Here is a 26497-nt window from a genome sequence, read left to right on the forward strand (position 1 = left end):
CTTGTTTGAGGCCAGAGTTTCCGCTGTGACTTCAGGTGGAGGAGAGGAGGCCGGAAGCCATTCCGATCACCACCGGAGCGACTCCGACTGCGAGAAAAGCGGGAAGGAAACACAGCCCCACCGGAGCGGTGACGAGCACCGCCGCCCGCTGGGCCCTGGCACCGGCCTGCCGGACCCGGTCCTCGCGCAGGGCCGTCGCCAGCCGGGAGACCGGCTCCGCGGCCGGAGCACCCGTGCGGGCGGCCCGCTCCAGGCATTCGGCGAGCGCCCGGGCTCCCGGTATCTCCGCCAGCCTCCCCCACGCCGCCCCGGGTTCGCCGCCGAGCCGCAGTTCGGCCCCGGCCAGCGCCAGCCGCTCGCCCACCGGGCCGCCCAGCGACTCCCCGACCACCTCCGCGGCCTCCACCGGAGCCGCACCGGCCGCCAGGCACGCGGCCAACAGATCGGCTGCCAAGGGCAACTGACGCTCCGCCTCCTTGGGATCAACGCTGGCCGGCGGCCGCGTCCGCCGCAGCCACCGCCACACCCCGATCGCCGCCGCGCAGCCGGCCAGTGCGCCCGCCACTCCGCCGACCAGCACCCAGGCCGCCAGCAGCGCCCCGGCCGGGCCGGCCCACGCCGTCACCGCCGCCCGTATCCGGGAGGCGACCACCGGCCCGCGCCGCTCCGGCCCCGCCGACAGCACCGCGGCGATCCGGCGCCGGGCCGCCCTCGCCCGGACCTGCCCCGCCACCGCCGACGCCGTGCACAGCACCGCCGCCGCGAGGCACAGCGCCATCCCCAGCCTGTGGATGAGGAAACCGCCCATCACCGCTCCCCCGCCCGTACGATCCGCCGGCACCAGAGCAGCCCCAGGGCCTCGAGCACCCCGCCCGCCAGCAGACAGCCCCACCCCACGGGGGTGTGCAGCAGCACGTGCAGCGGGTCCGCCCCGAGCCCCGTGCCGATCAGCAGGCCGACCAGCGGCAGCAGGGCCAGTACCGCCGTCGTCGATCTGGCCCCCGCCAACTGGGCCCGCAGCGACTCCTGCCGTGCCCGTTCGGCTCGCAAGGCCCCCTCAAGCCGGTCCAGCCCGGCGGCCAGCCCCGCGCCCCCGTCCACCGAGATCGACCAGCAGGCGGCCATCCCGGCCAGGCCTTCCGCGCCCGGCTCCCGCGCCGCCTGCCGCAACGCCGAGGGCACGTCCCCGCCGAACGCCGCGGCGGCCAGCACCGCCGCCTCCGCCGGGCCCGGCCCGCCGGGGCCCGCGGTCGTCCGCCGCATCGCCGCCGTCAGCGCCTGCCCGGGCTGGGCACCCGCCCGTAGTTCGCCCACCGCCGCTCCGCACAGCGCGATCACTCCGGCGGCCCGGGCGGCGCGCGCCCGCTCCCGCCGGCGGACCCGCAGCCACCGCCGCACCAACGGCACCGCCGCCGCGCCCGCCACCAGCGGGATGAGCGACTCGCCCAGCACGGCGACCACGAGCCCGGCCGCGAGGCAGGACCACTCCCGCCACCGCGCGGCCCGCACCCGGACCGCGATCACCAGCCGCTCGCGGCGCAGCGGGCCATGGGGCAGCAGGGGTCCGCCCCCGGCCAGCACCACGCGGGCCCGCCGCGACACCCGGTCTCCCCCGGCCAGTGCCCAGGCGGCCGTCCCCGCGCACAGCACCCCGGCGAACAGCGGCACCGGCACCGCGGCCACCGCGTTCACCGCGCACCCCGCAGCAGCGGACGCAGCCGCTCCCAGCCCGATTCCCGCACGAAGCCCCGGGCGGACCAGCGCAGCGCCGGCACGGTGACCACCAGTCCGGCGGCGTCCCGGTCCAGTACGTGCACCTCGGCCACGCGGCGCCGCCCCGCCCGGTCCCGGACCAGATGGACGACGAGGGTCAGCGCGGCCGCCAACTGGCTGTGCAGGGCGGCCCGGTCGAGCCCGGCGGACGTCCCGAGCGCCTCCATCCGGGCCGGTACGTGCGCGGCGGCATTGGCGTGCACGGTGCCGCAGCCGCCTTCGTGGCCCGTGTTCAAAGCCGCCAGGAGGTCGGCCACTTCGGCTCCCCGGACCTCGCCGACGACCAGCCGGTCGGGGCGCATCCGCAGTGCCTGCCGGACCAGATCCGCCAGGGTGACCAGACCGGCCCCCTCCTGATTGGCGGGCCGGGTCTCCAGCCGCACCACGTGCGGATGGTCGGGGCGCAGCTCGGCCGAGTCCTCGGCCAGGACGATCCGCTCGCCGGGGCCGACCAGCCCCAACAGGGCGCTGAGCAGCGTGGTCTTGCCGGTGCCCGTCCCGCCGGAGACGAGGAAGGACAGCCGGGCCTCGATCATGTCCCGGAGCAGCCGCTGGCCGCCGGGCGGCAGGGTGCCCGCCTCGACGAGCTCGTCCAGTGTGAACGCCCTCGGCCGCACCACCCGCAGCGACAAGCAGGCCGAGCCGACCGCCACCGGCGGCAGGACGGCGTGCAGCCGGGTGCCGTCCGGCATCCGGGCGTCCACCCAGGGCCTGGCGTCGTCCAGTCGGCGGCCCGCGACGGCGGCCAGCCGCTGGGCGAGCCTGCGGACGGCGTCGGCGTCCCGGAAGGTCACCCCGGTCAGCTCCAGTCCGCCGCCGCGGTCCACCCACACCCGGTCCGGGGCGGCCACCAGGACATCGGTGACCCCCGGGTCGGCGAGCAGCGCCTCCAGCGGGCCCGCGCCGACCAGTTCGGACCGCAACTCAGCTGCCACGCCCAGCACTTCCGCATCGCCGAGCAACCGGCCCTGTGCCCGCAGGGCGGCCGCCACCCGGGCCGGGGTCGGTTCCGCCCCGCTCTCGGCGAGCCGTCGGCGCACCGCGTCCAGGAGCACGGCGCTCATGCCGTCACCCCCTGGGCGGGACCGAGCGCCCGCCGCCAGAAGCCGTCGCAGAACCGGGCCAGCGCGCCCCGCCCCTGCCCGCCCGGCGGCTCCCCCTCGGCGACCCGTCCCGGGAGCCCCACCTCGACCGGCACCTCCCCGGCCAGCGGCACCCCCAGCAGCCCGGCCACCGCTTCGGCGTCGAGTCCGCCCGCACAGCGGCCCCGTACGACCACGCGGACGTCCCGGGCCACCATCCGCACCCCGGCCGCGACCCGCCCGGCGGCGGCCACCGCCCGCAACTCGCCCGGCACGACCATCAGCACCAGGTCGAGCTGCGCCAGCGCCTCGGCCACTGCTTCGTCCACCCGCCGGGGCAGGTCGACCACCACCACCCCGCCCCGGCGGCGCGCGGCGGCCAGCACCGAACGCATCGCCGCGGGCGGCACCACCACCCGGTCGCCGCGGTCCCAGCTGAGCACCCGCAGGGCGTGCAGCTCCGGCAGGGACTCCTCCAGCGCGCCAGCGCCCACCCGGCCCCGCGAGCCGGCGAAGTCCGGCCAGCGCAGTCCTTCGGCGCCCTCTCCGCCGAGCAGCACGTCCATGCCGCCGCCGAGCGGGTCACCGTCGACGAGGATGGTCCGCTCCCCGGCCCGGGCGGCCCTCAGGGCGAGTGCGCACGCCAGGGTGGAGGCGCCGGCTCCGCCGCTGCCGCCGATCACCCCGACGGCGAGGGCGGGTTCCCCGGCGCCCTCCACCACGTCGGCGATGCGGTCGACGAGCCGGCTCTCGGCGTCGGGGAGCCGCAGCACCTCCTCCGCGCCGATCTCCACCGCCCTCTGCCAGACGAGGGGATCGTCCGTGTCCCTGCCGACGAGCAGCACGCCGGCCCGGCGCGGGGCCCCGCGCACCCGGCGGGCGGCGTCGTCCCCCACGAGCACGAGCGGCGCGGACTCCCAGCCGGCGCCCCCACCCGCCTCCGGGGCCTCACCGGAGCCACCCTCGCCCCGCCCGCCGCTTGTGCCCCCTTCGCCTCCGCTTTGCTCGGGCACCGCATGGTGCACGTGCGGCTCGGCGCCTGCGGCCGCACACAGCCGCAGCAGGTCGTCGAGCAGCAGCGGGTCCTCCGTGATGATCAGCGGTCGGCCTGCGGCGGGCCCGGGCCCGCCCTGAGCACCCCATGGCCTGATTCCGCCTGCTTCCACTCGCTGCGGCACTTCACACGACTTCGATCCAGCCACGATCTCCGCCCCCTTCTCACGGCAAATCCCGCCACCGCGGACTTCGCGGCTGGAATCACCGTGCAGGGTTCCGGAAAAAGAAGTGGATCTTGCCTGAAAACTGTGGACAACGGGCGCCCTGTGAATAACTCCGTCACCCTCACAGGTGAGTTCCGGAGCGCGGCGGAACGACTACGCAGAGTTACGCGTCTTCAGGGGTGAGGGCCTTCGCCACGCAGGGTCCGCCGAGGAAGGAGGGCTGCGGAATGGTCACTTGGGGCCGAAGGCAGGGACGCGAACCGCGTCCGGACATGCGACGACCCCCGCCGGGGGGGAGAGCGGGGGTCGTCCCCACGGTCCGACTCGGGGGGGGAGGAGCCAGACCGGGTTAGCACGGTCGCGAACGATCCGTGACTTCCATGGTGTACCCGAGAGCCTTCTCAGGCAAACCCACGCGCCACACCTTACGCCGAATGGTGGGCGCATATGCTCGGGGCGTGGAAATCCAGCCCTTGCCGCACTCGTCGCCCCGCACCGCCGCCTTCTTCGACCTGGACAAGACGGTCATTGCGAAGTCGAGCACTCTGACGTTCAGCAAGTCCTTCTACCACGGCGGCCTGATCAACCGCCGAGCCGTGCTGCGCACCGCCTACACCCAGTTCATCTACCTGGTCGGCGGCGCCGACCACGATCAGATGGAGCGGATGCGCGAGTACCTGTCCTCCCTCTGCAAGGGGTGGAACGTCCAGCAGGTGCGGGAGATCGTCGCGGAGACCCTGCACGACCTCATCGACCCTCTGATCTACGACGAGGCCGCCTCCCTCATCGAGGCCCACCACACGGCGGGCCGCGACGTGGTGATCGTGTCGACCTCCGGAGCCGAAGTCGTGGAGCCGATCGGCGAGATGCTCGGCGCGGACCGGGTCGTCGCCACGCGCATGGTCATCGGCGAGGACGGCTGCTTCACGGGCGAGATCGAGTACTACGCGTACGGGCCCACCAAGGCCGAGGCCGTGCGGGAGCTCGCGGAGTCCGAGGGGTACGACCTCGCGCGCTGCTACGCGTACAGCGACTCGGTGACGGACATCCCGATGCTGGAGGCGGTCGGGCACCCGCACGCGGTCAACCCCGACCGGGCGCTGCGCAAGGAAGCCGTCGCGCGGGAGTGGCCGGTGCTGGTGTTCAACCGGCCGGTGCGGCTGAAGCAGCGGCTGCCCGGGCTGTCGATGCCGGCTCGCCCCGCACTGGTCGCCGCCGCGGCCGTGGGGGCGGCGGCGGCCACCGCCGGCCTGGTCTGGTACGCGAGCCGGCGCCGGGCGAGCGCCCTGGCCGCGATCGCGACGTCCGCCTGACCGCAGCCCGCCCCGAGCTGCCCGAATGCTCTGATCTGCCCGAATGCACGGTGTCGCATTCGCCCTGGGGTGTCCTGGAAAGTAAAAAAAATGGGCAGGGGTTCCGCTTGTCTCCCAAGCGGAGTACAAAGGAGTCAACGGCCCGCGAGACCAAAGAACATCCGAGAGGATCATCTTTAAAACGCAGTAAGGCCCACGGACCGAAGCATGAACGCCGAGCACCCACGCGACGTCGACCCGTCGATTACGGGCCAGCCGCACCAGGTGACGGGCAAAGTTCCCGACCTGATGGGCAACCATCGAGGACGCTTGGTAACTGGGCGTGAATGCCAGCGGCGACACCAGAGCAAGACGGTGTCGCCGCAACCCTGTGCCGGGGCCGTTTCAGCCCGTCCGGGCCGTCTCAGCCCGCCCGGCCCCTCAGGCCGCGCCGCGCTGCAGGGCCTCGCAGACCGCCGTCGACTCGCGCACCCCGAGCTCGATCGCCCGGCCGCAGTGCGCGATCCAGGCCGCCATTCCCTCTGCCGTGCCCGACGCGTAGCCCTCGAACGCCGCCAGGTACGCCTCGCGCCCCTGCTCCGCGTGACCGACCTCCGCCGGGCAGATCGCCTTCGGGTCCAGACCGCTGTTGATCAGCACGATCCGCTCCGCCGCCCGCGCGACCAGCCCGTTGTACGAGCCGAACGGACGCAGCGCCAGCAGCTCGCCGTGCACCACCGCCGACGTGACCAGCGCCGGGGCCGAGCCGCCCGCGATGATCAGCCGGGACAGCCCGTCCAGCCGGCCGGCCACCTCGTCCGCGCTCGGCAGCGGCGCCGTGACGAAGGGTTCGTCCACCGGTTCGCCCGCCAGGCGCGGGCGGCCCACCACGTCACCGTCGGCCGTCGAGCCCGACGCCACCAGGTGCAGGCGCGCCAGCACCCGCATGGGCGACTGCCGCCAGATGCTCAGCAGCTGCCCGGCCTCCGCCGTCAGCCTCAGCGCCGCGCCCACCGTGCGCGCCTCCGCCTCCGCCCCGAAGTCCGTCCGGCGGCGCACCTCCTCCAGCGCCCAGTCCGCCCCGGACAGCGCCGCACTCCCGCGGGCTCCGCGCAACGCGGCCTCCGAGGTGATCTCCCCACTGCGCCGGCGCATCACGCGGTGCCCGTAGACGCGGTCCACGGCCTTGCGTACGGAATCGACGGCTTCGGCGACACCCGGGAGCGAACCCAGGGCGGCCAGCGGGTCAGCAGCGCTACTCATAAGTAGGGAGCCTACGCACTGCACACCCATGGCACCGACCCCTCCTTGGAGTGGTCTTCTTCACTTACAAGCACCACGCGCAGCGACCGAGTGGCTACTCTTGGTGAACATGAAGATCGCTTTCGTGGGAAAGGGCGGCAGTGGCAAGACGACCCTGTCCTCCCTCTTCATCCGCCACCTCGCCGCCAATGAGGCCCCCGTCGTCGCGGTGGACGCCGACATCAACCAGCACCTGGGCGCAGCACTCGGACTCGCCGAGGACGAGGCGGCCGCGCTGCCCGCCCTGGGCGCGCACCTGCCGCTGATCAAGGAGTACCTGCGGGGTTCCAATCCGCGCATCGCCTCCGCCGACACCATGATCAAGACGACCCCGCCAGGCGCCGGATCGCGCCTGCTGCGGGTCACCGAGGACAACCCGGTGTACGAGGCCTGCGCGCGCACGGTGCTGCTCGACGGGGGGCCGGTGCGGCTGATGGCCACCGGGCCGTTCACCGAATCGGACCTCGGGGTCGCCTGCTACCACTCCAAGGTCGGGGCGGTGGAACTCTGCCTCAACCACCTGGTCGACGGCCCGGACGAGTACGTGGTGGTCGACATGACCGCCGGGTCGGACTCCTTCGCCTCGGGCATGTTCACCCGTTTCGACGTGACCTTCCTGGTCGCGGAGCCGACCCGCAAGGGCGTCTCCGTCTACCGCCAGTACAAGGAGTACGCCCGGGACTTCGGGGTCGTCCTCAAGGTCATCGGCAACAAGGTGCAGGGCGCGGACGACATCGAGTTCCTGCAGGACGAGGTCGGCGAGGACCTGCTCGTGACCGTCGGGCACTCGGACTGGGTGCGGGCGATGGAGAAGGGCCGCCCCGCTGCGTTCGAGCTGCTGGAGGCGAGCAGCCGGCTCGCCCTCCAGGCACTCCAGGACGCGGCGGACGACTCGTACGCCCACCGCGACTGGGACCGCTACACCCGGCAGATGGTCCACTTCCACCTGCGGAACGCGGAGAGCTGGGGCAACGCCAAGACCGGGGCCGACCTGGCCGCCCAGGTCGACCCCGGTTTCGTCCTGCGGGAGAGCGCCGCCGACGGGCCGGCGGACCCGGAGCCGTCGGCCGCCGAGCTGGTCAGTCCTCGCCCGAACCCTCTTCGGCCTGCTCCGCAGCCTGCTTGACCGCGGGGGCGGCCGGCTTGGCCGGCGGCCCCGCCGTCAGGAACTTCGTCCAGCCCTCCTTGGGTGCCTCGCCGACATCGAGGCCGCGCATCCACTCCAGGACCTTCGGGTCCTGGGCGTCCAGCCAGTCGACCAGCTCGCGGAACGGCACGCAGCGGACCTCCTTCTTGGTGCACATCGACTTGATGGAGTCCTCGACGGCCCTCATGTAGGTACCGCCGTTCCACGACTCGAAGTGGTTGCCGATGATCAGCGGCGCGCGGTTGCCCTCGTAGACCCGGTCGAAGGCCTGCTGGAGGCCCTCGCGCATCTGCTCGCCCCAGTACTCGTGCTGCGAGGGGTCGCCCTGCGTGGTCGTCCCGGACTGGTTGACCAGGTAGTTGTAGTCCATGCTCAGCGTCTCGAAGGCCCGGCCGGGCATGGGCACCAGCTGGAGCGGGACGTCCCACAGGCCGTCCGTCTTCTTCGGCCAGATCTGCTTGCTGATGCCGCTGGAGTCGTAGCGGAAGCCCATGTCCTTGGCCGCCAGCATGAAGTTCTTCTGGCCTTCGAGGCAGGGGGTGCGGGCGCCGATGAGCTCCTTGTCGTAGTCGAAGGGGAGCGGCTCCATGCCCTTGAGGCCCGGCGTGTTCGTCTTCCAGTTCTTGACGAAGGCCTTGGCCTGGTTGATCTCGCTCTTCCACTCCGGCACGGACCAGGTGCCGACACCGCGGTCGGGGCCGCAGAAGTGCCCGTTGAAGTGGGTGCCGATCTCGTTGCCCTCGAGCCAGGCCCCGCGGACCTGGGTCGCCGTGTCCTTGATGCCCTGGACATCACCGAAGCCGATGTCGGAGAGGCCGGAGTCGTGCTGCGGAGCCGTATAGAGGGAACGTTTCTCCTCCGGGAGCATGTACACACCGCTGAGGAAGTACGTCATCCGGGCGTTGTACTCCTTGCCGACCTCACGGAAGTGCGAGAAGAGCTTCTGGCTGTCCTCGCCGGCGCCGTCCCACGAGAACACCACGAACTGCGGCGGCTTCTCGCCGGGCTTCAGCTTCTGCGGCTTCTGCACGTTCGGCTGCCGGCCCGTGTACGCCGTCGAGCCGTCGCCGATCAGCCGCACGACGCTGCCGGGGGCCGCCTCCGGCGCCGCCGCACCCTTCTTGCCGTTCGGGCCCCCGGGGGAGGGGGGCTTGGCGGGTTCCGAGGTGCTGCACCCGCCGACGCCCAGCACCAGCGCCGTGGCGACCAGGCCGCCGGCGATCTTCTTCGTGGCGGCGATCATCCGTCCACCTCTCCTCGCAGTTCCATCGCGGGTCTTACGCGCCGCAACGTCCCATGCGGTCCGCCGTGAAGATGATGTGACAAGCCGTACAAAATGCTTAATCACCCCTGGGGTCTAATTCCTAGGCCATTTGCTCCCATTCCGCATCGTTTTCCTTTACTCTCCATTACCTTTCATTTACTGAGTGTTGAGACTCCCGCCGCTTCATCCCTCCGCAGAGGAGACGGGAACCTATGACAGCCACATCCCCCACGCCCCTCGTCGAAGACCTCGACCAGCCCGGCGGCAAGCCCGGCACCACGGCCGGGCGCGCCACCGGCAGCCGCGCCGGCGGCGCCCCCGGCAAGGGACACCGCGCCGACCTGCACGCCGATCTCTCCGCCTCCCTGACCGTCTTCCTGATCGCCCTGCCGCTCTCCCTCGGCATCGCCCTGGCCACCGGCGCCCCGCTCCAGGCGGGCCTGGTCGCCGCGGCCGTCGGGGGGATCGTCGCCGGGCGCCTGGGCGGCACCCCCCTCCAGGTGAGCGGACCGGCGACCGGACTCACCGTCGTCACCGCCGAGTTGATCCAGCGCTACGGATGGCGCACGACGTGCGCCATCACCGTGCTCGCCGGCTGCTGTCAGCTGGCGCTGGCCGCGCTGCGCACGGCCCGGTCCGCGCTCATGGTCAGCCCGGCCGTCGTGCACGGCATGCTCGCGGGCGTCGGCGTCACGATCGCGCTGGCCCAGCTGCACATCGTCCTCGGCGGCACTCCGCAGAGCTCCGCGATCGCCAACGTCAAGGGACTCCCCGCACAGTTGGCCGATCTGCATCCGGCCGCGATCGTGGTCAGCGCCCTGACCCTGGCCGTCCTGCTCGGCTGGCCGAGGCTGCCCGGGCGGGTGGGGCTCGCCCTGCGCAAGGTCCCGGCCGCGCTGGCCGCCGTCGCCACGGCAACGGCGTTCGCCGCACTGGCCGGGCTCACCCTGCCCCGGGTGGACCTGCCTTCCTGGCGCAGCCACGTGCTGCCCGAGCTCCCCGAGGGTCCCGTCCTCGGCCTCGTCGCGGCCGTCCTGACGGTCACACTCGTCGGCAGCGTGGAATCCCTGCTGTCCGCCGTGGCCACCGACAAGCTGATCGCCTCGCACCGGCGATCGGGCAACCGCCCGCCGCGCGCCGACCTCAACCGCGAACTGCGCGGACAGGGTGCGGCGAACATCCTCTCCGGGGCACTGGGCGGACTGCCCGTCGCGGGCGGGGCCGTCCGCAGCGTGGCCAACGTCAAGTCCGGGGCCGTCAGCCGCCGGTCGGTCATGCTGCACGGGCTGTGGATCCTGCTCGCGGCCGGACTCCTCGTCCCGGTCCTCGACCTGATCCCGCTCGCGGCGCTGGCCGCGCTGGTGATGGCGCTGGGCGTACGGATGGTGAGCGCCACGCACCTGCGGACCGTCACACGGCACCGCGAGATCGTGGTCTACGTGACGACCATCGCGGCGGTGGTGCTCGGCGGGGTCCTGCTGGGGGTCGCCATCGGCATCGCGGTGGCCGTCGCGATCGCCCTGCACCGGCTGGCCCGGACCCGGATCACGGTGGAGGTGTCCGACGGGGTCCACCGGGTGTGGGCGCGCGGACAGTTGACCTTCCTCGCGGTGCCGCGCCTGAGCCGGGTCCTCAACCAGATCCCGCCCGGCAGCCGGGTGGTGGTGGAGCTGGACGGCTCGTTCATGGACCACGCGGCGTACGAGACGCTGCAGGACTGGCAGGACGCCCACCTGGTCCACGGGGGCTCACTGGAGATCACCGGCCGCTCCACCACCCGGACGGGCGCGGCGGACCGCGCCGACCGCTCGCAGCGCGGGGCGCACCACTGCTGCCGCCCCTGGACCCCGTGGATGAACCACTGCGACCACCGGCCCGCTGCCGAGCCCACGATCCCCGGCGCGGCCCCCGCCCCCGACGCCATGGAGAGCGTGGAGCCGCCGGCCCCGCGCCGCCGCCGGGGCGCCGGGCAGCTGGCCAGCGGCATCAGCGCCTTCCAGCGGGACACCGCGCCGCACGTGCGCGACGAGCTGGCCCGGCTGGCCCGGGAGGGGCAGCGGCCCTCGCAGCTCTTCCTGACCTGCGCGGACTCCCGCCTGGTGACCAGCATGATCACGGCCAGTGGCCCCGGTGACCTGTTCACGGTCCGCAACGTCGGCAACCTCGTCCCCCTGCCGGGCGCCGAGGCCACGGACGACTCCGTCGCGGCGGCCATCGAGTACGCGGTGGACGTGCTGAAGGTGGACAGCATCACGGTGTGCGGACACTCGGGCTGCGGGGCGATGCAGGCGCTGCTGAACTCCGCGCCAGGGGCCCCGATGACCCCGCTGCGCCGGTGGCTGCGGCACGGACTGCCCAGCCTGGAGCGGATGCGCAGCCGCCACCACGCCTGGGCGCGGATCGCGGGCCGGCTCCCGGCGGACGCCGTGGAGCAGCTGTGCCTGACCAATGTGGTGCAGCAGCTGGAGCACCTGCGGGCGCACGAGTCGGTGGCCCGGCGGCTCGCGGAGGGCACGCTGGAGCTGCACGGGATGTACTTCCACGTGGGTGAGGCCCAGGCGTACCTGCTGTCGGAGGGCGAGGACTTCTTCGACTGCCGGGTCTTCGACAGCGTCGGACACGGCGGTGGACACGACGGCCGGGCCCTCGGGCAGGGTGTCGGACAACCTGTCTGAACGATGACCGAATCGCCGTCACCCGCGGTTCCTGATCATGGACGCGAGTGAACCGATACCCTCCGATGTCCGTGCCACGGAGTGGCCCCTCCCCGCAGCCTGCAGCGGGGAGGGGCCATTCTGCGCGTAGGCCCAGCCGTGCTATAGGTCTAAACCAATTTTCGGCTACCCCTTGTCACCGGGGCCGCCGACTGATGAGCTATGCCCGGGGACACAACGGACACCCTGGGAAAGGGAGATGTCGTGAGCAATGAAAGCCTGGCCAATCTGCTCAAGGAGGAGCGGCGGTTCGCACCGCCTGCCGATCTGGCCGCCGCCGCCAATGTGACACAGGCTGCGTACACCGAGGCCGAGGCGGACCGGCTGGGCTTCTGGGCCACGCAGGCCCGCCGCCTGACCTGGGACGTCGAGCCGACCGAGACGCTCGACTGGACCAACCCGCCCTTCGCCAGGTGGTTCGCGGACGGCAAGCTGAACGTCGCCTACAACTGCGTGGACCGCCACGTCGAGGCCGGCAACGGCGACCGCGTCGCCATCCACTTCGAGGGCGAGCCCGGCGACAGCCGTGCGATCACCTACGCCGAGCTCAAGGACGAGGTCTCCAGGGCCGCCAACGCCCTGACCGAGCTGGGCGTCCAGGCAGGCGACCGGGTCGCGGTCTACCTGCCGATGATCCCCGAGGCCGTCGTCGCGATGCTCGCGTGCGCCCGCGTCGGCGCCGCCCACTCGGTGGTCTTCGGCGGCTTCTCCGCCGATGCCGTGGCCTCCCGCATCCAGGACGCCGACGCCAAACTGGTCATCACCGCCGACGGCGGCTACCGGCGCGGCAAGCCCAGCGCCCTCAAGCCCGCCATCGACGAGGCCGTCGCCAAGTGCCCGCAGGTCGAGCACGTACTCGTCGTACAGCGCACCGGCCAGGACACCGCCTTCACCGAGGGCCGCGACGTCTGGTGGCACGAGGTCGTCGGCCGCCAGTCCGCCGAGCACACCCCGCAGGCCTTCGACGCCGAGCACCCGCTGTTCATCCTGTACACGTCGGGGACCACGGGGAAGCCCAAGGGCATCCTGCACACCTCCGGCGGCTACCTCACCCAGGCCGCGTACACCCACCACGCCGTCTTCGACCTCAAGCCGGAGACCGACGTCTACTGGTGCACCGCCGACATCGGCTGGGTGACCGGGCACTCGTACATCGTCTACGGACCGCTCGCCAACGGCGCCACCCAGGTCATGTACGAGGGCACGCCGGACACCCCGCACCAGGGCCGCTTCTGGGAGGTCGTGCAGAAGTACGGCGTCACCATCCTGTACACCGCGCCCACGGCGATCCGCACGTTCATGAAGTGGGGCGACGACATCCCCGCGAAGTTCGACCTGTCGAGCCTGCGCGTGCTGGGCTCGGTCGGCGAGCCGATCAACCCCGAGGCCTGGATCTGGTACCGCAAGCACATCGGCGGCGACCGCTGCCCGATCGTGGACACCTGGTGGCAGACCGAGACCGGCGCGATGATGATCTCCCCGCTGCCCGGCGTCACCGAGGCCAAGCCGGGCTCGGCGCAGCGCGCACTGCCCGGGATCGGCGCCACGGTCGTGGACGACGAGGGCCACGAGGTCCCCGACGGCGGGGGCGGCTACCTGGTCCTGACCGAGCCGTGGCCGTCCATGCTGCGCACCATCTGGGGCGACGACCAGCGGTTCGTCGACACGTACTGGTCCCGCTTCGAGGGCAGGTACTTCGCGGGCGACGGCGCCAAGAAGGACGAGGACGGCGACATCTGGCTGCTGGGCCGGGTGGACGACGTGATGCTGGTCTCCGGCCACAACATCTCGACCACCGAGGTGGAGTCGGCGCTGGTCTCGCACCCGTCGGTCGCCGAGGCGGCGGTGGTCGGCGCCAAGGACGAGACCACCGGCCAGGCCATCGTGGCCTTCGTGATCCTGCGCGGCAGCGCCTCCGAGACCGACACCCTCGTCGGCGAGCTGCGCAACCACGTCGGCGCCACGCTGGGCCCGATCGCCAAGCCGAAGCGGATCGTCCCGGTCCAGGAGCTGCCGAAGACCCGCTCGGGCAAGATCATGCGCCGCCTGCTGCGCGACGTCGCCGAGGACCGCGCGGTCGGGGACGTCACGACGCTGGCCGACTCCTCGGTCATGGACCTGATCCAGACCAAGCTGCCCAGCGCTTCCAGCGAGGACTGAGCGGCACCCTGAGCGGCACCGCGGGAAGGGGCGTCCGGCGCATCGCGCCGCATGCCCCTTTCGCGCATAAAGTGAAGATCGCCGGATTCGCCCTCGCGTACTCCTGTAAAATATTGAAAGCGTAAACAGCAAGTCCCCAGGGTGCGCCGGGAAGTCTGGTCGGCAACGAGTTCCGCCATGCCGTCCAACCACCCGGAGGTGTCCCCTCGTGGCCGCGCCCAGCCCCACCGACCGCCACGGCCGCAAGTTCCTCGGCAGGCTCTCCCTGCCCGAGCGGCGCTTCGTGGCCGACGCCCTGCGCGCCGAGACCGTCGGCGGTGTGCTCCTCCTGGTGGCCGCCGTCGCCGCCCTGTTGTGGGCGAACATCCCCGGTCTCTCCGACAGCTACGCCACCGTCAGCGACTTCCACATCGGCCCCGCCGCCCTCGGCCTGGACCTCTCGATCCAGCACTGGGCGGCCGACGGCCTCCTCGCGATCTTCTTCTTCGTCGCCGGCATCGAACTCAAGCGCGAGCTCGTCGCGGGCGATCTGCGCGACCCCAAGGCGGCCGCCCTCCCGGTGATCGCCGCCGTCTGCGGCATGGCCGTGCCCGCGCTGGTCTACGTACTCGTCAACACGGCCGGCGGCGGCTCGATGAACGGCTGGGCGGTCCCGACCGCCACCGACATCGCCTTCGCCCTCGCCGTCCTCGCGGTCATCGGCACCTCGCTGCCCTCCGCCCTGCGTGCCTTCCTGCTGACCCTCGCCGTCGTCGACGACCTCTTCGCCATCATGATCATCGCGGTGTTCTTCACCAGCGAGATCGACTTTCCGGCGCTCGGCGGCGCGCTCGCCGGCCTCGTCCTCTTCTGGATCCTGCTTCGCAAGGGCGTCCAGGGCTGGTACATCTACGTCCCGCTCGCCCTGGTCATCTGGGGCCTGATGTACAACAGCGGCGTCCACGCCACCATCGCCGGTGTCGCCATGGGCCTGATGCTCCGCTGCACCCGCAGGGAGGGCGAGAGCAGCTCCCCCGGCGAGCACATCGAACACCTCGTCCGGCCCGTCTCGGCCGGCCTCGCCGTCCCTCTCTTCGCCCTGTTCTCCGCGGGGGTCGCCCTCTCCGGCCAGGCCATCGCCCAGGTCTTCACCCGCCCCGAGACGCTCGGCGTCCTCCTCGGCCTGGTCATCGGCAAGGCGGTGGGCATCTTCGGCGGCACCTGGCTGGCCGCCCGGTTCACGAGGGCGGAGCTCAACGAGGACCTGGCCTGGCCGGACGTGCTCGCCGTGGCCTCCCTCGCCGGCATCGGCTTCACCGTCTCGCTCCTCATCGGCGAGCTCGCCTTCGCCGGCGACCCGGTCCTCACCGACGAGGTCAAGGCCGCGGTCCTGATCGGCTCGCTCATCGCCGCGGTGGTCGCGAGCGTCATGCTCAAACTCCGCAACCGCAAGTACCGCGCCCTCACCGAGGACGAGGACCGCGACGAGGACCTCGACGGCATCCCGGACGTCTACGAGCAGGACAAGCCGGAGTACCACCTGCGGATGGCGAAGATCTACGAGGAGAAGGCCGCGGAGCACCGCCGCAGGGCCGAGACCGCCGCGGCCGCCGCGCACAAAGCAGCAGCCGGGTCCAACGCCGAGGGCGACCGTCCGGCATGATCTGAACTGACGCCCTGACGGCGCGGGACAGCCGCCGCCACGGCGCCGGACGGACGAAGCGCGGCGACAGCACGACCACCGCACGCACGACGACCGCACGACCACGCACGACCACCGCACGCACGACGACCGCACGACGGCAGATGACAGAGGGAGAGAGAGCGATGAGCGCAGGGGACCAAGGGGCGCAGGGAGCCGAGCGCACACTCGGCCAGCTGGTCGCCTCGGCCACCGCCGAGATGTCCGCCCTGGTGCACGACGAGATCGCCCTCGCCAAGGCGGAGATCCGCCAGGACGTCAAGCGCGCGGGCGCCGGCGGCGCCGCCATCTCCGTCGCAGGGGTGTTCGCACTGTTCTCCCTGCCCGTGCTGAGCTTCGCCGCGGCGTACGGGATCCACAACCTCGGGCTCGGGCTCGCCTGGTCGTTCCTCATCGTCGGCGTCGCGTTCCTGCTGCTCGCGGGCCTGCTGTCGCTGATGGCCATGTCGAAGTTCAAGAAGGTCAAGCCGCCGGAGAAGACCATCGCCTCGGTCAAGCAGACCGCCGCGGTCGTCGGGACCGTCAAGCCGCATCCGCGGCCGGTCAGTGACCAGGCCGTGGGTGTGGCACGCTCGTCCTCATGACAGCCCCCTCTGCGGACTCCAGCACTCCGCCCACCGCCGCGACGGCGGTCAGGATCGACGTGCCCGGCGGGCGAGCGGTGACCCACCGGGACGTCGCGGCCAACGGGGCCCGGTTCCACGTCGCCGAACTCGGCGACGGACCGCTGGTGCTGCTGCTGCACGGCTTCCCGCAGTTCTGGTGGACGTGGCGGCACCAGCTGGTCGCGCTCGCCGACGCCGGGTACCGGGCCGTCGCGATGGACCTGCGCGGAGTGGGCGGCAGCGACCGCACCCCGCGCGGCTACGACCCCGCCAACCTGGCCCTCGACATCACGGGGGTCGTACGGTCCCTCGGCGAGCCGGACGCCGCCCTCGTGGGGCACGACCTGGGCGGCTACCTCGCCTGGACCGCGGCCGTGATGCGGCCCAAGCTGGTGCGCCGGCTCGTGGTGTCCTCGATGCCGCACCCGCGGCGCTGGCGCTCGGCGATGCTGTCCGACTTCGGTCAGACCCGGGCGAGTTCGCACATCTGGGGCTTCCAGCGGCCGTTCGTCCCCGAGCGGCAGCTCGTCGCGGACGACGGGGCGCTCGTCGGGGAGTTGATCCGCGACTGGTCCGGGCCCGTGCCCCCCGAGGCGGAAGATCTCGCCGTGTACCGGCGGGCGATGTGCATCCCGTCCACCGCGCACTGCTCGATCGAGCCGTACCGCTGGATGATGCGCTCGATGGCCCGGCCGGACGGGCTCCAGTTCAACCGCCGGATGAAGCGGCCGGTGCGGGTTCCGACGCTGCACCTGCACGGCTCACTCGACCCGGTGATGCGCACCCGCAGCGCGGCCGGCTCCGGGCAGTACGTCGAAGCCCCGTACCGGTGGCGGCTGTTCGACGGCCTCGGGCACTTCCCGCACGAGGAGGACCCCGCGGCCTTCTCGACCGAGCTGGTGAACTGGCTCAAGGACCCCGAGCCGGACCGCTGACCGTCTGACCGTTTGACCGCCTGACCGTCTGACTGCCTGCCAGCACGAGTGCCCGTACGACCACCGCTGCGACTGCCGGTACGACTGTCTTACGAGCATTCAATTGCCCGGCGCATAGGCCAATTGGCCGCCCCGGACGGGGTTACCGACCTTGGGGCCCGGGCAGAGCTCGTTGTATGGGCTGGACGCACGACTACGGTGACACCGCACGCGAACACCGCCCGGCAGCGACGCCGGGCACGCACGGGAGGACGGGCCGGGACGGCCACGACCCCCGACTCGGGATTCCGCGCATCCTGCGCAGGCGGGCCCGCTGGGTCTCCGCCCGCCTGCGCCATCCACGGACGTAACCGGCTCCGCGCCCGGTCCCGTACGGATCAGAGGACCTCGTACGGGTCAGAGGGCGCAGCCCTGGCTGTCGACCCGCCGGTCGGAGACCTTCCCGATCCGGACGTCGTCGCGGACCTCGTCCGCCGTCAGCGCGTACCCGGTGTTCGGGTCGTCGAGCGACTTCGCGAACACGACCCCGTACACCTTGCCGTCGGGCGTCAGCAGCGGGCCGCCGGAGTTGCCCTGGCGGACGGTCGCGTACAGCGAGTAGACGTCGCGCCGGACGGTGCCGCGGTGGTAGATGTCCGGGCCGTTGGCGTTGATCCGGCCGCGGACGCGTGCCGCGCGGACGTCGTACGCGCCGTTCTCGGGGAAACCGGCGACGATCGCGTCGCTGCTGCTCGCCGCGTCCTTGTCGGTGAACTCCAGCGCGGGCGCCTTCAGCTTGGGCACGTCCACGACGGCGATGTCGCGCTCCCAGTCGTAGAGCACGACCTTGCCGTCGTAGAGCTTGCCCTCGCCGCCGATCTGGACGGTGGGCTCGCCGACCCCGCCGACGACGTGGGCGTTGGTCATCACCTTGCCGGGCGCGAAGACGAAGCCGGTGCCCTCCAGCACCTTGCTGCAACTCGGCGCGGTACCGACGACCTTCACGATCGAGCGCTTGGCCGCCTCGGCCACGGGACTGCGGGCGAGCGCCGGGTCGGGTGCCTTCACCTCGGTGATCGGCTCGTTCGAGAACGGGCTGAAGACCTGCGGGAAGCCGCTGCGCGCGAGGGTGGAACTGAAGTCCGAGAACCAGGTGTTGGCCTGGGCGGGCAGCACCCGCGAGACGCCGAGCAGCACCTTGGAGTTGCGGACTTCCTTGCCCAGCGTGGGAAGTGACGTCCCGGCGAGCGCCGAGCCGATCAGCCACGCCACCAGCAGCATCGCGACGACGTTGACCAGGGCCCCGCCGGTCGCGTCGAGCGCGCGGGCCGGCGACCACGTGATGTGGCGCCGCAGCCGGTTGCCCAGATGCGTGGTGAGGGCCTGTCCGATCGAGGCACAGACGATGATCACGACCACGGCGATCACGACGACCGTGGTGGACACCTGGGTGCCGTTGTCGGTCACCCGGTCCCAGATCAGCGGGAGCAGGGACACGGCGATGAGACCACCGCCCAGGAAGCCGATCACCGACAGGACGCCGACGACGAACCCCTGGCGGTAGCCGACGATCGCGAACCACACGGCAGCGACCAGCAACAGGATGTCCAGCACGTTCACGAGGGTCACCGTCTCATGCGCGCCAGTCGAGCGGGACCTGCCTGGAGCGGTCCCATGGTTGCTCCCACCCGGCGAAATGCAGCAGCCGGTCGATCACTCCGGCGGTAAAACCCCAGACCAGAGCCGATTCGACGGTGAAAGCGGGGCCCAGGTGACCACTCGGGTGGACGGCCGTGACGCGATGATCGGGGTTCGTGAGATCGGCCACGGGAACCGTGAAGACGCGGGCGGTCTCGGCCGGGTCCACGACACCGACCGGGCTGGGGTCGCGCCACCAGCCGAGCACCGGCGTCACGACGAACTCGCTGACCGGGATGTACAGACGCGGCAGCACACCGAACAACTGGACGCCGGCCGGGTCGAGGCCCGTCTCCTCCTCGGCCTCGCGCAGGGCGGCGCGCAGCGGGCCGACGGTGTGCGGATCGCCATCCTCCGGATCGAGGGCGCCGCCGGGGAACGAGGGCTGGCCGGGGTGCGAGCGCAGGCTCCCGGCGCGCTCCATGAGCAGCAGCTCGGGGCCGCGGGGGCCCTCGCCGAACAGGATCAGCACGGCGGACTGGCGGCCGCGGCCGTCCTCGGGCGGCAGGAACCGGCTGAGCTGCGTCGGCCGGACCGTCCGCACCGCCTCGACGACGGGATCGAGCCACCCGGGCAGGCCCTGGCTGCTCACGCGCGGACCGCTCCGGTCCTCGTACGGGGCGCCCCGCATCCCCTGGCCCTGCCCGGGCGGCGCGGCCGCCTGGGCCACGCCGCTCTCGTCCCGCGCTCCGCGCGTCATAGGCACCCCTGCTCCCTGCCGTCGCCGGCTCCGGCACCGCCGCCATCCCGATAGGGGGACAACGCGGCCCCGGGCCGGATTGGTTCCTCCGCGGACCGCCGGGCGGCGGCCTGCGCCCGTGTTCCGTGCTCGCGATCCCCGACCGGCGCTCGCGATCTCCAGCTCAGCCCGTGCCCGCGCTCACTGCGGGCCCCCGTCCGGGAGGCCCTCCGGTCCGCCGCCCAGCGGCGGGGCCGGGAGCCCCGGATAGTCCGGCGGCGGGCTCAGCCGCTGTCCGGGCTGACCGCCCTTCTCGTACTTCAGCAGCTTCCTGGCCTTCTCCGGGTCCGTCTCGCCCTCCCCGTACGCCGGGCACAGCGGGGCGATCGGGCAGGCGCCGCAGGCGGGCTTGCGTGCGTGGCAGATCCGGCGGCCGTGGAAGACGACCCGGTGCGAGAGCATCGTCCACTCGCTCTTCGGGAAGATCGCGCAGATCTCCGCCTCGACCTTCTCGGGGTCCTCCTGCTCGGTCCACTTCCAGCGGCGCACCAGACGGCCGAAGTGGGTGTCCACGGTGATCCCCGGGACGCCGAACGCATTGCCGAGCACCACGTTGGCCGTTTTCCGGCCGACTCCGGGCAGCGTCACCAGGTCCTCGATCCGGCCCGGGACCTCACCGCCGAAGTTGTCCCGCAGGGCCTGGGAGAGGCCCATCAGGGAACGCGCCTTCGCCCGGAAGAACCCGGTCGGCCGGATGATCTCCTCCAGCTCCTCCGGCACGGCCGCCGCCATGTCCTCGGGGGTCGGGTAGGCGGCGAACAGGGCCGGGGTCGTCTGGTTCACGCGCAGGTCGGTCGTCTGGGCGGAGAGGACCGTGGCGACCAGCAGCTCGAAGGGGTTCCGGAAGTCGAGCTCGGGGTGGGCGTACGGGTAGATCTCGGCCAGCTCACGGTTGATGCGTCGGGCCCGCCGCACCATGGCCAGCCGCGATTCCGTTTTCTTGGCCGAAGCTTTGCCCGCCGGGCTCGGCGGCGTCTTTCCGGGCTTCCCGGACGCCTTCTGGGGGGCTTGTTCGCCCACAGCTGAATCGAGTCCGCCCGTCACTCCTGCGGACCCCTTGGCCTGTGCTCTCACCGGCTTATTGGACACCCGGCCAGCCTAAGGCCGGGCGCTGACACCCGCCTGGACCTCAGGTAACACCACTCCGATTGGCCTCCCACCGCACAGCATGCCCGTCTGTCCGGCATCCTTGTGATTGATCGCACTGTTTGAGCCGTCCGGCAAAATGGGGAGCACGGTCCCCTGAGCTGGTCGACATAGGAGAGAGACTCGTGGACGACGTTCTGCGGCGCGCCCCGCTCTTCGCGGCGCTCGATGACGAGCAGGCCGCGGAGCTCCGCGCCTCCATGGGCGAGGTGACCCTCGCACGCGGTGACGCCCTGTTCCACGAGGGCGACCCCGGCGACCGGCTGTATGTCGTGACCGAGGGCAAGGTGAAGCTGCACCGCACCTCCCCCGACGGCCGCGAGAACATGCTGGCCGTCCTCGGCCCCGGCGAGCTGATCGGCGAGCTGTCGCTGTTCGATCCCGGCCCGCGCACCGCCACCGCCACCGCCCTGACCGAGGTCAAGCTGCTGGGCCTCGGCCACGGCGACCTCCAGCCCTGGCTCAACGCCCGGCCCGAGGTCGCGACCGCGCTGCTGCGCGCGGTGGCCCGGCGCCTGCGCAAGACCAACGACCAGATGTCCGACCTGGTCTTCTCCGACGTCCCGGGCCGCGTCGCCCGCGCCCTCCTGGACCTGTCGCGCCGCTTCGGCGTGCAGTCCGAGGAAGGCATCCACGTCGTGCACGACCTGACGCAGGAGGAGCTGGCCCAGCTGGTCGGCGCCTCCCGCGAGACGGTCAACAAGGCCCTCGCGGACTTCGCGGGCCGCGGCTGGCTGCGCCTGGAGGCGCGCGCGGTCATCCTGCTGGACGTGGAGCGGCTGGCGAAGCGCTCGCGCTGACGCCTGTTCACGCCGTGGAGGGGCCTGCCGGGCAGGCGGGGCCCCTCCTCCCTCGTCTTCCGGCCCGGAGGCGGGCACAGTGGGGCCATGGAGCGCAGCGGGCTGGACGCGGACGGGTACGTCGAGCGCGAGGGGTCGCTCGGCCGGGTGCAGGACGCCTTCGCGCCGGTCGTCGCCGCCGCCCGCGAGCGGCTCGGCGAGGCGTACGGACAGCGGCTGCACAGCGCCTACCTGTACGGGTCCGTGCCGCGCGGGACGGCGCGGCCGGGGCGGTCCGACCTCGACCTGCTGCTCGCCCTGCACCACGAGCCCGCCGCGGAGGACCGGGACACCGCCGAGGTGCTGGCGCGCGGGCTCGACGAGGACTTCGCCGAGACGGACGGCGTCGGCGTCCTGCTCTACGGCAAGGACACCCTGCTGAGCGAGCAGGAACGTTACGACCTGGGCTGGTTCCTCGCCTGCCTGTGCACCCCGCTGCTCGGTGCGGACCTGGCCGAGCACCTCCCCCGCTACCGCCCGGACAGCCTCCTCGCCCGTGAGACCAACGGCGATCTGGCCGCCCTGCTCCCCCGCTGGCGGGCCAGGGCGCGGGCGGCCTCGACCCCCGCCGAGCGCCGACGGCTCAGCCGGCACTTCTCGCGGCACCTGGTGCGCACCGGGTTCACCCTCGTGATGCCCCGGTGGGGCGGGTGGACCAGCGATCTGGCCGAGTCCGCGGAGATCTTCGGGACGTACTACCCGCAGCGCGCCGCGCAGATGAGGGCCGCGGCGGCGGTGGCGCTGGATCCGACCGCGGACCCGGCCGTGCTGCACGCGTATCTGGACGACCTCGGGCCCTGGCTCGCGGACGAGTACACGGCCCGGCACGGGACGAAGACACCCCGCCGGGGGGCCGGCTGACCGGGCCGGCGCGCAACGGCCAGACGTCGGCCAGGACGTCGGCCAGACGTCGGCCGGAGTGTCGGCCAGGACCTCGGCCGGAGCGTCGGCCAGGGCCGTCAGCCGGAGCCTCGGTCAGGACGTCGGCCGGACCGCGAGCCGGGGCCGGGCCGCGCTCAGACGTCCGTCAGGGCCTCGACCGCCTGCTTCGCCTCCAGCAGGCCCGCCCCGGTGACCCGCCGGTAGACGCGGATGGCCTCGACCGTGCGGCCGTCGCGCACCAGCGTCCGTACCTCGTCCAGCCCGGCCGGCTCCGGCTCCTCGATGCCGAAGTGGTCCAGGACCAGGCCCAGCCGCCGCTCCAGCCGCTCCGAACGCAGCTCCAGGGCCTTCATCCGCAGGGTCACCGTCGAGGTGATCCACGCCGCCGTGGCGAGCAGCGCGAGCAGCAGGAACAGCGTGGTCACTCAGGGCCCCCAGGGATCAGTCCGTGATCTTGAAGGTACTCCAGCTGCGCCCGTACGGACCACTCCGCGGCGGGCCACAGCGAGCGGTCCACGTCCGCGTACACGCGGGCGACCACGGCCTCGGGGGTGACACAGCCGTCCTCGACGGCGGTCTCGACCTGTGCGAGCCGGTGGGCCCGGTGGGCCAGGTAGAACTCCACGGCGCCCTGTGCGTCGTCCAGGACCGGCCCGTGGCCCGGGAGCACCGTGTGCACGCCGTCGTCGACCGTCAGCGAGCGCAGCCGGCGCAGGGAGTCCAGGTAGTCGCCGAGGCGGCCGTCGGGGTGCGCCACGACCGTGGTGCCGCGGCCGAGGATCGTGTCGCCGGTCAGGACGGCGCGGTCGGCGGGCAGGTGGAAGCAGAGCGAGTCGGCGGTGTGGCCGGGCGTCGGGACCACGCGCAGCTCCAGACCGCCGGTCCGGATCACGTCGCCGGCGCCGAGCCCCTCGTCGCCGAGGCGCAGGGCGGGGTCCAGGGCCCGGACCTTCGTACCGGTGAGCTCGGCGAAGCGGCCGGCGCCCTCGGCGTGGTCGGGGTGGCCGTGGGTGAGGAGGGTCAGCGCGATCCGCTTGCCCGCCCGTTCGGCCGTCTCCACGACGGCGCGCAGGTGGGCCTCGTCCAGCGGTCCGGGGTCGATGACGACGGCCAGCTCGGAGTCGGGCTCCGAGACGAGCCAGGTGTTCGTGCCGTCCAGGGTCATCGCGGACGCGTTGGGGGCCAGGATGTTGACCGCGCGGTCGGTGGCGGGCCCCGAGGTGACGATTCCGCGGGGCTGTCCGGGCAGAGCGGCGGCGCTTGTCACGGGGTGCCTCCGAGGCGGACGTGCTTGGTGAACTCGTCGTGCCCCGGCCAGCTGAGCACCAGCTCGCCGTTCTCCAGCGAGGCTGTGGCCAGTACGGGGGTCAGGTCCTGGGCGGTGGCGGCGGCGAGGGCGCCGGCGGCGCTGCCGTACGGCTCCAGCGAGCGCAGCGTGGAAATCGTGGGCGGCATCATCAGCAGCTCGCCCTTGTCGTAGCCGGCGGCGGCGTCCGCGGGGCGGATCCAGACGGTCCGGTCGGCCTCGGTGGAGGCGTTGCGGGTGCGCTGGCCCTCGGGGAGGGCGGCGACGAAGAACCAGGTGTCGTAACGGCGGGGCTCGAATTCCGGGGTGATCCAGCGGGCCCAGGCGCCGAGCAGGTCGGAGCGGAGCAGCAGGCCGCGGCGGTCGAGGAACTCGGCGAAGGACAGGTGGCGGGCGACGAGGGCCTCCCGGTCGGCTTCCCAGTCGTCACCGGTGGTGTCGCCGACGACGGTGTCGGGGGTTTCGCCGGCGAGCAGGACGCCCGCCTCCTCGAAGGTCTCGCGGACGGCTCCGCAGACGATGGCCTGGGCGGTCCGGGGATCGGTGGCGAGGCGGTCGGCCCAGGCGTCGCGGCCCGGGCCGGCCCAGCCGACGAGGTGGTCCTCGTCGCGCGGGTCGACGCCGCCGCCGGGGTAGGCGTACGCACCGCCGGCGAAGGCCATGGAGGCCTTGCGGCGCAGCATGTGCACGGCGGGACCGGCAGGGGTGTCGCGCAGGAGCATGACCGTCGCGGCGCGGCGGGGTTCCACCGGGACGAGGGAACCCTCCATGAGCGCGCGGATGCGGTCGGGCCATTCCGGCGGGTACCACTGGCCTCCGGCGGGGGGCTGCTGCTGACCGTGCTGACCATTCGGCATGACGGGATGCTACGGGGATCCGGCCCGATGTTCGAGAGTGCCCCGGCGATGGGCCGGGGCACTCCTGGCGCTGCCTCGGCGGCAGTGCCTCAGGAAGCGGCGATCTCGACCTGGATCTCGACCTCGACGGGGGCGTCCAGCGGGAGCACCGCCACGCCGACGGCGCTGCGGGCGTGCACGCCCTTCTCGCCGAGCACCGCGCCCAGCAGCTCGCTCGCGCCGTTCAGCACGCCCGGCTGGCCCGTGAAGTCGGGGGCCGAGGCGACGAAGCCGACGACCTTCACGACACGCGCGATCTTGTCCAGGTCACCGATCACGGACTTCACCGCGGCCAGCGCGTTCAGCGCGCAGGTCGCGGCCAGCTCCTTGGCCTGCTCCGCGGAGACCTCGGCGCCGACCTTGCCGGTGACCGGGAGGCTGCCCTTGACCATCGGGAGCTGCCCCGCGGTGAACACGTACGCGCCCGAGCGCACGGCCGGCTGGTACGTGGCCAGCGGCGGGACGACCTCCGGCAGGGTCAGGCCGAGCTCGGCCAGCTTCGCCTCGACAGCGCCGCTCATGCCTTCTCCCGCTTGAGGTAGGCCACGAGCTGCTCGGGGTTGTTCGGGCCGGGCACGACCTGGACGAGCTCCCAGCCGTCCTCGCCCCAGGTGTCCAGGATCTGCTTGGTGGCGTGGACCAGCAGCGGGACCGTCGCGTATTCGAACTTCTTGGTCATGGGGGCGAGCGTAACGCCTGTCGCCGCGGGGGTCCGCCCGGCCGGACGCGGGGGAGGCTCATGCGCGGCCCGAAGGGCGAGTGGTTAGGCTCAGAGGCTGTGAGCAGGCTCCAGGTGGTCAGCGGCAAGGGCGGAACCGGAAAGACCACGGTCGCCGCGGCACTCGCGCTCGCCCTCGCGCGCGAGGGCAGACGGACGCTTCTGGTCGAGGTCGAGGGCAGGCAGGGGATCGCGCAGCTCTTCGGCGCGGAGGCGCTCCCGTACGAGGAGCGGAAGATCGCCGTCGCCTCGGGCGGCGGGGAGGTCTTCGCCCTGGCCATCGACGCCGAACGCGCCCTGCTGGACTACCTCCAGATGTTCTACAAGCTGGGTTCCGCCGGCCGCGCCCTCAAGAAGCTCGGCGCCATCGACTTCGCGACGACCATCGCGCCCGGGCTGCGGGACGTCCTGTTGACGGGCAAGGCGTGCGAGGCGGTCCGGCGCAAGGACAAGGCCGGCCGGTACGTCTACGACCACGTGATCATGGATGCGCCGCCCACGGGACGGATCACCCGCTTCCTGAACGTCAACGACGAGGTGGCGGGACTGGCCCGGTTCGGGCCGATCCACAACCAGGCGCAGGCCGTCATGAAGGTGCTCAAGTCCCCGGAGACGGCCGTCCACCTGGTCACGCTGCTGGAGGAGATGCCCGTCCAGGAAACCGCGGACGGCATCGCCGAGCTCCGCGAGGCGGGGCTGCCGGTGGGGCGGGTCGTCGTCAACATGGTGCGGCCGCACCACCTGGACGAGGACGCCCTGCGCGCCGCCGCCGGCGAGCGCCGGGCCGACGTGGCCAGGGCGCTGTCCCGGGCGGGCCTGGGCGGCGCGCGCCGCGGCGGGCTCGCGGAGCGGCTGGTGGACCCGCTGCTCACGCAGGCCGCCGAGCACGCGGGCCGGGTGGAGCTGGAGCGCGCGCAGCGCACCGTACTGGAGCAGTTGGACATGGCGACGTACGAACTCCCCCTGCTCGGTGCGGGGATGGACCTGGCCGGGCTGTACGAGCTGGCCTCGGAGCTCCGGAAGCAGGCGGGCGAGGAATGAGCGGGTCCACCGCGACGACGACCGCGACGACGACCGGGACCTCCACCGGATCGACCACCGGGACCACCACCGCGAAGG

General features: G+C 72.6%; 24 protein-coding genes. 10 read left to right on the forward strand and 14 right to left on the reverse strand.

What is annotated here, in order from left to right; genetic code table 11:
- Window positions 1-31: 31 nt before the first annotated feature.
- Genes ACIPK4_RS07300 through ssd form a run of 4 tightly spaced genes read right to left on the reverse strand, consistent with a single transcriptional unit; the run spans window position 32 to window position 4021 of the window.
- Window positions 32-808 carry a type II secretion system F family protein gene (locus ACIPK4_RS07300; RefSeq protein ID WP_402309864.1) on the reverse strand — a complete coding sequence of 259 codons (777 nt, stop codon included), beginning with the start codon at window positions 806-808 and terminating at the stop codon, window positions 32-34.
- Window positions 808-1692 (reverse strand): type II secretion system F family protein, encoded by an 885-nt coding sequence (locus ACIPK4_RS07305; protein ID WP_402309866.1) that lies wholly within the window; start codon window positions 1690-1692, stop codon window positions 808-810. The genes ACIPK4_RS07300 and ACIPK4_RS07305 overlap by 1 nt, the downstream gene beginning before the upstream one ends.
- Window positions 1689-2837, reverse strand: a complete 1149-nt coding sequence (locus ACIPK4_RS07310) for a TadA family conjugal transfer-associated ATPase (protein WP_402309868.1) — start codon at window positions 2835-2837, stop codon at window positions 1689-1691. Before ACIPK4_RS07310 ends, ACIPK4_RS07305 begins: the two co-directional genes overlap by 4 nt.
- Complete coding sequence (gene ssd / locus ACIPK4_RS07315; RefSeq protein ID WP_402309869.1) at window positions 2834-4021, reverse strand: septum site-determining protein Ssd; 1188 nt, start codon at window positions 4019-4021, stop codon at window positions 2834-2836. The genes ACIPK4_RS07310 and ssd overlap by 4 nt, the downstream gene beginning before the upstream one ends.
- A 527-nt stretch (window positions 4022-4548) precedes the next feature.
- On the opposite strand from ssd, the gene ACIPK4_RS07320 reads away from it, so the two are divergent.
- Entirely contained in the window at window positions 4549-5388 is an 840-nt protein-coding gene (locus tag ACIPK4_RS07320; protein ID WP_402310613.1) for an HAD family hydrolase, read from the forward strand.
- A gap of 420 nt (window positions 5389-5808) precedes the next feature.
- Here the strand turns inward: ACIPK4_RS07320 and ACIPK4_RS07325 are convergent, their stop codons facing one another.
- Window positions 5809-6630: an oxidoreductase gene (locus ACIPK4_RS07325; protein ID WP_402309870.1), complete on the reverse strand. Its 822-nt coding sequence runs from the start codon at window positions 6628-6630 to the stop codon at window positions 5809-5811.
- Window positions 6631-6739: 109 nt separating this feature from the next.
- On the opposite strand from ACIPK4_RS07325, the gene ACIPK4_RS07330 reads away from it, so the two are divergent.
- On the forward strand, window positions 6740-7795 hold the full coding sequence (locus ACIPK4_RS07330) for an ATP-binding protein (protein WP_402309872.1): 1056 nt from the start codon (window positions 6740-6742) through the stop codon (window positions 7793-7795).
- On the opposite strand, the gene ACIPK4_RS07335 is transcribed toward ACIPK4_RS07330, so the two are convergent.
- Window positions 7749-9059: a hypothetical protein gene (locus ACIPK4_RS07335; RefSeq protein ID WP_402309874.1), complete on the reverse strand. Its 1311-nt coding sequence runs from the start codon at window positions 9057-9059 to the stop codon at window positions 7749-7751. The genes ACIPK4_RS07330 and ACIPK4_RS07335 overlap by 47 nt on opposite strands.
- 233 nt (window positions 9060-9292) lie before the next feature.
- Here ACIPK4_RS07335 and ACIPK4_RS07340 point away from each other — a divergent pair, with 233 nt between their 5' ends.
- From ACIPK4_RS07340 to ACIPK4_RS07360, 5 genes are all read left to right on the forward strand, one after another.
- Window positions 9293-11755 carry a SulP family inorganic anion transporter gene (locus ACIPK4_RS07340; protein ID WP_402309876.1) on the forward strand — a complete coding sequence of 821 codons (2463 nt, stop codon included), beginning with the start codon at window positions 9293-9295 and terminating at the stop codon, window positions 11753-11755.
- 201 nt (window positions 11756-11956) lie between these two features.
- The gene (gene acs / locus ACIPK4_RS07345; protein ID WP_402309878.1) at window positions 11957-13954 is read left to right on the forward strand and encodes an acetate--CoA ligase; all 1998 of its coding nucleotides are present in this window, start codon (window positions 11957-11959) and stop codon (window positions 13952-13954) included.
- A 208-nt stretch (window positions 13955-14162) separates the two neighbouring features.
- Window positions 14163-15596 carry a Na+/H+ antiporter NhaA gene (nhaA, locus tag ACIPK4_RS07350; protein WP_402309879.1) on the forward strand — a complete coding sequence of 478 codons (1434 nt, stop codon included), beginning with the start codon at window positions 14163-14165 and terminating at the stop codon, window positions 15594-15596.
- 164 nt (window positions 15597-15760) lie between these two features.
- A complete protein-coding gene (locus ACIPK4_RS07355) occupies window positions 15761-16219 on the forward strand; it encodes a phage holin family protein (RefSeq protein ID WP_402309881.1) in 459 nt (152 codons plus the stop codon).
- Window positions 16216-17175 carry an alpha/beta fold hydrolase gene (locus ACIPK4_RS07360; protein ID WP_082410919.1) on the forward strand — a complete coding sequence of 320 codons (960 nt, stop codon included), beginning with the start codon at window positions 16216-16218 and terminating at the stop codon, window positions 17173-17175. The genes ACIPK4_RS07355 and ACIPK4_RS07360 overlap by 4 nt, the downstream gene beginning before the upstream one ends.
- 396 nt (window positions 17176-17571) lie before the next feature.
- Here the strand turns inward: ACIPK4_RS07360 and ACIPK4_RS07365 are convergent, their stop codons facing one another.
- From ACIPK4_RS07365 to nth, 3 genes are all read right to left on the reverse strand, one after another.
- Entirely contained in the window at window positions 17572-18774 is a 1203-nt protein-coding gene (locus tag ACIPK4_RS07365) for a MarP family serine protease (protein WP_054226184.1), read from the reverse strand.
- 13 nt (window positions 18775-18787) lie between these two features.
- Window positions 18788-19483, reverse strand: coding sequence for a CoA pyrophosphatase (locus ACIPK4_RS07370; RefSeq protein ID WP_054226185.1), 696 nt, complete (start codon window positions 19481-19483; stop codon window positions 18788-18790).
- 249 nt (window positions 19484-19732) lie between these two features.
- A complete protein-coding gene (gene nth / locus ACIPK4_RS07375; protein ID WP_402309883.1) occupies window positions 19733-20611 on the reverse strand; it encodes an endonuclease III in 879 nt (292 codons plus the stop codon).
- Window positions 20612-20862: 251 nt separating this feature from the next.
- Between nth and ACIPK4_RS07380 the strand changes: the two genes are divergently transcribed.
- Entirely contained in the window at window positions 20863-21537 is a 675-nt protein-coding gene (locus tag ACIPK4_RS07380; protein ID WP_003981529.1) for a Crp/Fnr family transcriptional regulator, read from the forward strand.
- Between the two features lie 87 nt (window positions 21538-21624).
- Window positions 21625-22437 (forward strand): nucleotidyltransferase domain-containing protein, encoded by an 813-nt coding sequence (locus ACIPK4_RS07385; RefSeq protein WP_402309885.1) that lies wholly within the window; start codon window positions 21625-21627, stop codon window positions 22435-22437.
- 155 nt (window positions 22438-22592) lie between these two features.
- Here the strand turns inward: ACIPK4_RS07385 and ACIPK4_RS07390 are convergent, their stop codons facing one another.
- The 5 genes from ACIPK4_RS07390 to ACIPK4_RS07410 all read right to left on the reverse strand — a co-directional run bounded on the left by ACIPK4_RS07390 (window position 22593) and on the right by ACIPK4_RS07410 (window position 25339).
- Window positions 22593-22883 carry a hypothetical protein gene (locus ACIPK4_RS07390; RefSeq protein WP_402309887.1) on the reverse strand — a complete coding sequence of 97 codons (291 nt, stop codon included), beginning with the start codon at window positions 22881-22883 and terminating at the stop codon, window positions 22593-22595.
- Window positions 22880-23725 carry an MBL fold metallo-hydrolase gene (locus tag ACIPK4_RS07395; protein ID WP_376193944.1) on the reverse strand — a complete coding sequence of 282 codons (846 nt, stop codon included), beginning with the start codon at window positions 23723-23725 and terminating at the stop codon, window positions 22880-22882. Before ACIPK4_RS07395 ends, ACIPK4_RS07390 begins: the two co-directional genes overlap by 4 nt.
- Window positions 23722-24621, reverse strand: coding sequence for an NUDIX hydrolase (locus ACIPK4_RS07400; protein ID WP_054226166.1), 900 nt, complete (start codon window positions 24619-24621; stop codon window positions 23722-23724). Before ACIPK4_RS07400 ends, ACIPK4_RS07395 begins: the two co-directional genes overlap by 4 nt.
- Before the next feature lie 89 nt (window positions 24622-24710).
- A complete protein-coding gene (locus tag ACIPK4_RS07405) occupies window positions 24711-25181 on the reverse strand; it encodes a RidA family protein (protein WP_054226167.1) in 471 nt (156 codons plus the stop codon).
- Window positions 25178-25339, reverse strand: coding sequence for a DUF4177 domain-containing protein (locus ACIPK4_RS07410; RefSeq protein ID WP_007264966.1), 162 nt, complete (start codon window positions 25337-25339; stop codon window positions 25178-25180). Before ACIPK4_RS07410 ends, ACIPK4_RS07405 begins: the two co-directional genes overlap by 4 nt.
- 99 nt (window positions 25340-25438) lie before the next feature.
- Here ACIPK4_RS07410 and ACIPK4_RS07415 point away from each other — a divergent pair, with 99 nt between their 5' ends.
- Window positions 25439-26419: an ArsA family ATPase gene (locus ACIPK4_RS07415; protein WP_376193948.1), complete on the forward strand. Its 981-nt coding sequence runs from the start codon at window positions 25439-25441 to the stop codon at window positions 26417-26419.
- The last annotated feature ends 78 nt before the right edge of the window (window positions 26420-26497 follow it).

It is taken from the genome of Streptomyces sp. NPDC086989 (genome assembly GCF_044745505.1).
GTDB lineage: Bacteria > Actinomycetota > Actinomycetes > Streptomycetales > Streptomycetaceae > Streptomyces.